The organism is Lawsonibacter sp. OA9 (assembly GCF_022440585.1).
In genome coordinates this window covers 1-8046 of sequence record NZ_JAKNTI010000021.1, presented here as the reverse complement: position 1 = coordinate 8046, position 8046 = coordinate 1, and the positions used below count along the sequence as shown (strand labels likewise).

The following is an 8046-nucleotide window of genomic DNA, read 5'->3' as shown; positions in this document are numbered from 1 at the left end:
CAGACTGAAAGTCGATGCACCAAGCGGAACTGCGCTGGCGCTGGCAGACAGTATCAATGAAGCACTGGATAATTCCTATGAATATAAATATGACAGAAGTCAGGAACGTAAAAAAAGAGAAAAAAATGAAATCGGTATCTCTGCAGTTCGCGGCGGAACAATTGTAGGAGATCACGAGGTGATCTTTGCGGGAGCTGATGAAGTGATCGAGTTCAGGCATACAGCTTATTCAAAAGCCATATTTGGGAAAGGCGCTGTTCAGGCTGCTAAATTCCTGAAGGGAAAAGGACCGGGGCGTTTTGATATGAGCGACGTAATCAATGAAGCTTAAAAAATAAAAAAATTGAATAAATTCCGACAGACACGTGTATATTAATAACATCGAAATCTGATAAGAGAAAGAAAAGGAGACGATATTATGAAGTGTATGAAGAAGTGGATGTTGGGATTGATGCTGGCAGCGATGGTATGTTTCATGGCGGGATGTGGTAACGCTGATAATACTGATAAAAACAATGCAGCCACAGAGGAAAATACCGACGGGACAGACAACGGTGTTGATGATAATAATAACACCGGCAACGTGAACGATGCTACAGACGGTACAACAAACAATACCACGGACAACGCGACTACCGGAAATGACAATACCGGCAATGAAGCAGGAACCGGCGGACTGAATTCTGACGGCACGAATACGAACGGCACAACAGATAACAATAACAACAATGGCGATAATCTTGTCGAGGACGCCGGCGAAGGAATTGAAGACCTGGGACAGGGTGTGGAAGATCTCGGAAAAGATGCATCCAACGATGCGCGTACTAATCCATAACCCGCTGTGATGTAATTGCATGCTGCCGTTGCCGGATGGCGATGGCAGCATTTTAACGCTGGTATGAGCTCTTTTGGATGGAGGATACGATGTATGCGGTTTCGGCCTTGCATTGATATACATAATGGAAAAGTAAAACAGATCGTGGGAGGAAGCCTGAAAGACCTGGGAGACCTGGCTCAGGAGAATTTTGTTTCCGCGCAGGATGCTGTGTTTTATGCGGAGCTTTACCGCAGCCGGGGAATCGGCGGGGGACATGTGATTCTGCTGAATCCCGAATCCTCCCCATATTACAGGCAGACAAAGCAGCAGGCATTGAATGCCCTGAAAGCTTATCCGGGGGGCCTGATGGCGGGAGGAGGAATTCACGCCGGGAATGCAGCTGAGTTTCTGGAGGCAGGGGCAAGTCATGTGATCGTGACATCATATGTATTCCGGGATGGTAATATTTCCTGGGATAATCTGAACCGCATTACGAAAGCAGTCGGACGTGAGCATCTGGTTCTCGACCTGAGCTGCAGACTGAAGGGCAGAAGTTACTATATTGTAACAGATCGGTGGCAGAAGTTTACCGAAGTGACCGTGACGCAGGAGGTTATGGATGAGCTGGCAGAATACTGCGATGAATTCCTGATACATGCGGTCGATGTAGAAGGAAAAGCCTCCGGTATTGAGACGGACCTTGTGCGCATTCTGGCAGGACACCGCAGGAATCCGATCACGTATGCGGGGGGGGTTGGCTGCTATGAAGACTTATATCGGCTGCGTGAGACCGGGGGGAACAAAATTGACGTGACGGTGGGCAGTGCACTTGATCTGTTCGGCGGGCCTATGGAGTACGAACAAATTTTGAGAATATGCGATAATTAACAGTTTTAATGTAGAATAATAAGAAGTTTTCTAAATTCTATTGCGAACAAATTAGACATGTATTATAATATGAATAATTACAGATGACGGCAGACGTTCCTGTCAATCGGCGTTGCCCTCACTGTAAAATACGAGCCAAAGGGGTTGACATCATGAATTTTATAATTAGTGGAAAGAATATTGAGGTTACTTCAGGACTGAAATCGGCGATCACAGAAAAACTGGGTAAGCTGGAGAGGTACTTTACACCGGAGACGGAAATCGTTGTTACATTAAGCGTAGAGAAAGAGCGTCAGAAAATTGAAGTGACAATCCCGGTAAAAGGAAATATCATCCGTTCAGAGCAGGTCAGCAATGATATGTACGTATCGATCGATCTGGTAGAGGAGGTTATCGAAAGACAGTTAAGAAAGTATAAAAATAAAATCGTTGATAAACATCAGGACGGAGGTAATCTCCAGAAGGCTTTTATAGAGAAAGAAGCAGACGATGATGAAGAGGTAAAGATCATCCGCACGAAACGATTCGGGATCAAACCGATGTATCCGGAAGACGCATGTGTGCAGATGGAACTGCTCGGTCACAATTTCTTCGTGTTCTGCAATGCAGAGACAGAAGAAGTAAATGTAGTGTACAAGAGGAAAGGGAATACGTACGGACTGATAGAACCGGAATTTTCCTGATAGACGGAGAGATAAACAGGATGCTTTGGCATCCTGTTTTTTGTACAATAAAATGTCGATAGAACTCTGATAATTATAAACGAATATTTCTTTTTCGTGAACATTCTTAAGAATAACTTAAATATGTGTGTACACTATTGATTTTGGGGCATTGTTACCGTATGCTGTAAGTAAGAAATGGGTTAAAAAGGGGCGTATGAAAGAGCTGAAAAAATGGAAAAGAGGTGTGCAGTATGAAAGGAAAAACGAAAAGGTTTGGAAAAGTATTCATGTCAGTGATCTTGACGCTGGGTATGATCTTCGGCAATATGTCAGCGGTGCTGGCAGCCGATTATTCATTAAATACTGGTATTAAGGCGGGAGATTCGAAACAGCTGCAGTCCGGCGATAAGATTACAGCTGGTTCCGACAGTGTATTCCAGGTTGTTCAAAGTGGGAAGGTAGTTTATCCTTCTGACGGAGCGATCAAAGGTTACCTGGATGAGGAGCAGACGAAGGAAAGCGGCAGATCATACGGAAAGGGTTCCTACACTTTGCCGGCAGCAGAATCCGGAAAGATCTGGAAAGCGACTGCTGCACAGAATAAGGACTGGTTTTATGACGAGGCGAATGCCAAAATGCGCCAGGGGGCGTATGTGATAACACTGGAACAGACGTCAGAATCAAAGGAACAGCCGAAAGAGGAACTACAGGCTCCGGCTGTGAAAGCGTCGGTAGATGCCGAGACCCCGGTGATTACGGGAAATCCAGCAGATGGTACATACGATAAGGACGCACCTGCAGCAGCCCTCAGTGTCACGGCGTCGGTAAATGACGAAGGCACACTGAGTTATCAGTGGTACCAGAGCACGGATGCAGCTTCTGACGGAACACCTGTTGGGGACGGCACAAACAGCTATACACCGGGAACAGGGACAGCAGGAACCACGTATTATTACTGTGTGGTGACGAATACGAACAATGCGGCGACAGGTGAAAAGACGGCGACTGCTGTCAGCGCCAGAGCAACGGTTACGGTAAATGAACCGGCACCGCCGGTGGTAGATGCCGAGACCCCGGTGATTACGGGAAATCCAGCAGATGCCACATACGATAAGGACGCACCTGCAGCAGCCCTCAGTGTCACGGCGTCGGTAAATGACGAAGGCACACTGAGTTATCAGTGGTACCAGAGCACGGATGCAGCTTCTGACGGAACACCTGTTGGGGACGGCACAGACAGCTATACACCGGGAACAGGGACAGCAGGAACCACGTATTATTACTGTGTGGTGACGAATACCAATACCGCAGTGACAGGTACTCAGACGGCAGCGGCGACGAGTGAAAGAGCGGCTGTCACAGTGAATGACAACCAGCCGGCAGCAGCACAGACACCACAGTTCACGGCTCATCCACAGTCCGCAGAGTATGATAAAGGCGAGACAGCGACGGCGCTTGGGGTAACAGCGGAAGTGACGGACGGCGGAACTTTAACGTATCAGTGGTACCAGAACACCAAAAATGATACCACAAGCGGAACTGAGATCACGGGAGAAACAAACAGCACCTTTACTCCCCCAGCGAATGCGGCGGGAACAGTATATTATTATTGTATCGTAACGAATACGAAGGACGGGAATACAGCGGCGGCAGCCAGCAACACGGCAGCGATAACTGTCAATGATTCCACACCCCCGGCTGACGTACAGACTCCGGCTGTCAAGAAAGACCCAAAAGGCGGCACATATAAAAAAGACGGCAAGGCAGATCCGCTCAGTGTGACGGCGGAAGTTACGGATGGCGGAACATTGAGCTATCAGTGGTATCAGAATAATACCAACAATATTGCAACCGGAACCAGAATTGACGGCGCAACAACCAGTGAGTATACGCCGAAGACGGATAAGGCCGGAGAGACATATTACTACTGTATCGTAACGAATACGAAGGACGGGAAAACAGCATCTGCGTCCAGTAATGCAGCTAAGGTCGTTGTGACGGATACGCAGAAGACGGATGCCAGAGCACCGAAGATCACAGGAAATCCCAAAGGGGCATCGTACTTTACTGGTACATCTGCCAAAGAGCTGCAGGTAAAGGCTGAGTCTCCGGATGGGGGAAAACTCACATATCAGTGGTACTCCAACACTAAGAACAGCACCAAAAACGGAACGGTGATCGAGGATGCGACAAAGAGCACCTATACACCGTCCACGAAGAAAAACGGAACAGTATATTATTACTGTGTGGTGACAAATACGAATAAAGATGTGACTGGTAATCAGACTGCGACGGCTGTCAGTGATACGGCGAAAATCGCGGTGAGCACCAGGACGAATGCGGAGACGCCTTCTGTAAGCGGACCGAGCAATGCGACATACTATAAAGGTAAAGCCGCAAAGGCGATGGAAGTGAAAGCCAGTGTAAAAGACGGCGGAACATTAAGCTATCAGTGGTACTCCAGCACAAAGAACAGTACAAAAGACGGAAGTGCGATCAAGGGAGCGACGAAGAGCACCTATACACCGTCCACCGCTTCTGTGGGAACGATGTATTACTACTGTGTAGTCACGAATACCAATAAGTCGGCAAACGGCGATCAGACGGTATCCATTACCAGCCGTGCAGCAAAGATTGCGGTGAAGGCGTCTACCACAAAGGCAAGTACGACGAAACGTACACTCAGCACCAAGAGTACGCGTGCCGCGAATGCGAAGACGGGTGATGAGACGAATATTATGCTGTGGATTGCCCTCCTTGCGGCAGCAGGTATCATTATAGCGGTACTGGCAGTCAGGATTAAAAGAAACCGTAAATAAAGATCACAATGAATGACAGGCAGTATATCAATGGCGGACCGGTTTCAAACCGGTCCGCTTAATCTTTGTAAATTCAGGGTTGACATACGTTTGGAACCTGCTATAATACTTTTATGCCTAAATAGTTTGATATACGAAATATTTTAAAATAAAATATTCATAAGTTCAAATTACGACAGGATATTTACTTTAGTATAATTTCATGACAAAGAGAGAGTAAAAATATGAGAGCGAGAATTTTGGGTACCGGAAGCTATCTGCCGGAGCATATTATGACAAACGATGATATCGCACAGCTGGTGGATACCAGTGACGAATGGATCAGAGAGAGAACCGGGATCAAAAAGAGGCATCTTACCGATCAGGGGACGGTATCCATGGCGGCTGAAGCCGTAAAAAAAGCTTTAGAGGCTGCGGCAACGTCCGTTGAGGAGCTGGATATGATACTGTTTGCGACCGTTACGCCGGATTATCTGTTTCCGAGTGCGGCATGTCAGCTGCAGGATTCGATCGGTGCGGAGAACGCAGTCTGCATGGACATCAATGCGGCGTGTTCCGGGTTTGTGTTTGCTCTGAATACGGCAGCATCCTATATACAGTCCGGGATTTACGGGAAGATTCTGGTAGTGGGAGCGGAGACTCTTTCAAAAATAGTTGACTGGGAAGACAGAAGCACCTGCATTCTTTTTGGTGACGGCGCCGGGGCAGCTGTTGTGGGCGCTGATGAGACGGGAATAGAATGCATGGACATGGGGTGCGACGGATCGAAAGGCATGGTGCTTTACTGTGAAGGCAATCCGCTGCAGAACCCGCTGGTGAGCCATACGCCTGACGGCCGGAAAATGCATATGGATGGACAGGCGGTCTTCAAATTTGCGATCCGCAAAGTGCCTGAGACGATTCGCAGGGTGCTCGAAAAGAGCGGAACTGATATAAAAGAGATCGATCATTTTATCATGCACCAGGCAAACCGGAGGATTCTGGCTTCCGCAGCAAAAGCACTGAAGATCCCGAATGAGAAGATGCCGATGAATATGGATGGGTGCGGCAATATTGCTGCGGCAAGTATTCCAATCTTACTGGACGAGTACAGCAGGTCGGGAAAGATTAAAAAAGGGGATAAATTAATCCTGTGTGCGTTCGGCGGGGGATTGAGCTGGGGCAGTACGCTCATGACATGGTAGTAAGCGGCCGGAAGGTCAGCATTACAATAAATAATTTATGAAAGATAAAAGGAGAACAAAAAAATGTTAGAAAAAATGAAAGAATTAATTGCAGAGCAGCTGGGTATCGATGCAGGCAGCATTACACCGGAAAAATCCTTAAAAGATGATCTGAATGCGGATTCACTTGATCTGTTTGAACTGGTGACAAATCTGGAAGATACTTATGAAATCGAAATTCCGGCTGAGGATCTGGAAAGTATGATAACAGTTCAGGATGTTATTGATTACCTGAAAAATAAAGGCATTGACGAAGAATAAGATTGCGAAAGGCAGGTAGGCCATGAAAACAAGAGTGACGGACATACTGGGTACAGAATATCCTATCATCCAGGGCGGGATGGCCTGGGTGGCAGAACATCATCTGGCGGCGGCAGTTTCCAATGCAGGCGGACTGGGACTGATCGGTGCGGCAAATGCACCGGCTGAGGTAGTACGCGAAGAAATACGAAAAGTCAGGGAGCTGACGGACAGGCCATTTGGAGTGAATATTATGCTGATCAGTCCGAGTGCAGAAGAGGTAGCGCAGCTTGTGACAGAGGAAAAGGTTCCGGTCATCACGACAGGAGCAGGCAACCCGGAGAAATTTATGAAAACATGGAAAGAATCCGGCATGAAAGTAATTCCTGTTGTGGCGAGTGTTGCACTGGCAAAGCGTATGGAACGATACGGAGCAGATGCCGTTGTGGCAGAAGGCTGCGAGGCGGGCGGACATATTGGGGAACAGACGACGATGACACTGATTCCGCAGGTCGCGGATGCGGTTGAGATACCAGTGATCGGAGCCGGAGGAGTCGGCGACGGCAGAGGGATGGCGGCCATGTTTTTGCTGGGTGCGGAGGGTGTTCAGATCGGTACACGTTTTGTGGTATCTGATGAGTCTATCGTGCATGAAAATTATAAAGAACGGATTGTAAAGTCAAAGGATATCGACAGCGTCGTGACAGGCCGCTCTACAGGACATCCGGTCCGTTCGCTAAGGAACCAGAACACGAAAGAGTATCTGAAAAAAGAGCAGGAAGGAGCTTCCTTTGAAGAACTGGAGCTTCTGACACTCGGTTCACTGCGCAGAGCGGTGCTGGAGGGGGATACGAAAAATGGAAGTGTGATGGCAGGGCAGATTGCAGGACTGATCAAACGGCGTCAGACCTGTAAGGAAATCATCGAAGAACTTGTAAATGAGACCGAGACGCTGTTAAAAGGAGCGGAAAAATGGGAAAAATAGCATATATCTTCCCGGGTCAGGGAGCACAGAAAGCCGGTATGGGTCAAGATTTTTATGAAAATTCCCCCATCTCAAAGGCAGTTTTCGAGAAGGCAGGAGAGCTGCTGGGATTTTCCATGGAAGCACTTTGCTTTGAGGAAAATGACCGGCTGGACATCACCGAGTATACGCAGGCAAGCTATGGTCACAACCACACTGCGATGCTGCGTGAACTTCAGAAGCGGGGGTTTGTACCGGATGTGACGGCGGGATTAAGCCTTGGGGAGTACTGTGCGCTTGTCTGCTGCGGTGCGATGAGCTTTGAGGATGCCGTGCAGGTGGTTCGTCAGAGAGGAATTCTGATGCAGGAGGCTGTCCCGGCAGGGCAGGGCGGCATGGCTGCTGTGTGGGGCTGTCTGCTGAAGCCATC

Annotated in this window: 9 protein-coding genes; all 9 read left to right on the top strand. The window is 48.1% G+C overall.

Going from position 1 to position 8046, the window contains the following annotated elements; genetic code table 11:
* The coding region (locus MCG44_RS00945) for a 4-hydroxy-tetrahydrodipicolinate reductase (RefSeq protein ID WP_318653885.1) at positions 1–331 on the top strand (331 nt) is incomplete at its 5' end.
* A 96-nt stretch (positions 332–427) separates the two neighbouring features.
* The gene (locus tag MCG44_RS00940) at positions 428–835 is read left to right on the top strand and encodes a hypothetical protein (RefSeq protein ID WP_240286343.1); all 408 of its coding nucleotides are present in this window, start codon (positions 428–430) and stop codon (positions 833–835) included.
* 93 nt (positions 836–928) lie between these two features.
* On the top strand, positions 929–1705 hold the full coding sequence (gene hisA / locus MCG44_RS00935; protein WP_240286341.1) for a phosphoribosylformimino-5-aminoimidazole carboxamide ribotide isomerase: 777 nt from the start codon (positions 929–931) through the stop codon (positions 1703–1705).
* Between the two features lie 152 nt (positions 1706–1857).
* Positions 1858–2388 (top strand): ribosome hibernation-promoting factor, HPF/YfiA family, encoded by a 531-nt coding sequence (gene hpf / locus MCG44_RS00930; RefSeq protein WP_028528555.1) that lies wholly within the window; start codon positions 1858–1860, stop codon positions 2386–2388.
* A gap of 233 nt (positions 2389–2621) precedes the next feature.
* Positions 2622–5189, top strand: a complete 2568-nt coding sequence (locus tag MCG44_RS00925; protein ID WP_240286339.1) for a hypothetical protein — start codon at positions 2622–2624, stop codon at positions 5187–5189.
* A gap of 224 nt (positions 5190–5413) precedes the next feature.
* Positions 5414–6373 (top strand): beta-ketoacyl-ACP synthase III, encoded by a 960-nt coding sequence (locus MCG44_RS00920; RefSeq protein WP_240286337.1) that lies wholly within the window; start codon positions 5414–5416, stop codon positions 6371–6373.
* 63 nt (positions 6374–6436) lie between these two features.
* Positions 6437–6673, top strand: coding sequence for an acyl carrier protein (acpP, locus tag MCG44_RS00915; protein ID WP_240286335.1), 237 nt, complete (start codon positions 6437–6439; stop codon positions 6671–6673).
* A 22-nt stretch (positions 6674–6695) separates the two neighbouring features.
* Positions 6696–7637, top strand: a complete 942-nt coding sequence (gene fabK / locus MCG44_RS00910) for an enoyl-[acyl-carrier-protein] reductase FabK (RefSeq protein WP_240286333.1) — start codon at positions 6696–6698, stop codon at positions 7635–7637.
* Positions 7625–8046 (top strand): ACP S-malonyltransferase (locus MCG44_RS00905; protein WP_240286331.1); only part of this gene is annotated, 422 nt, incomplete at its 3' end. The genes fabK and MCG44_RS00905, both read left to right, overlap by 13 nt.

Excerpts from the sequence above, each read along its gene's own strand:
- MCG44_RS00940 (WP_240286343.1), top strand. The coding sequence starts at position 428 with ATGAAGAAGTGGATGTTGGGATTGATGCTGGCAGCGATGGTATGTTTC.
- hisA (WP_240286341.1), top strand. The coding sequence starts at position 929 with ATGCGGTTTCGGCCTTGCATTGATATACATAATGGAAAAGTAAAACAG.
- hpf (WP_028528555.1), top strand. The coding sequence starts at position 1,858 with ATGAATTTTATAATTAGTGGAAAGAATATTGAGGTTACTTCAGGACTG.
- MCG44_RS00925 (WP_240286339.1), top strand. The coding sequence starts at position 2,622 with ATGAAAGGAAAAACGAAAAGGTTTGGAAAAGTATTCATGTCAGTGATC.
- MCG44_RS00920 (WP_240286337.1), top strand. The coding sequence starts at position 5,414 with ATGAGAGCGAGAATTTTGGGTACCGGAAGCTATCTGCCGGAGCATATT.
- acpP (WP_240286335.1), top strand. The coding sequence starts at position 6,437 with ATGTTAGAAAAAATGAAAGAATTAATTGCAGAGCAGCTGGGTATCGAT.
- fabK (WP_240286333.1), top strand. The coding sequence starts at position 6,696 with ATGAAAACAAGAGTGACGGACATACTGGGTACAGAATATCCTATCATC.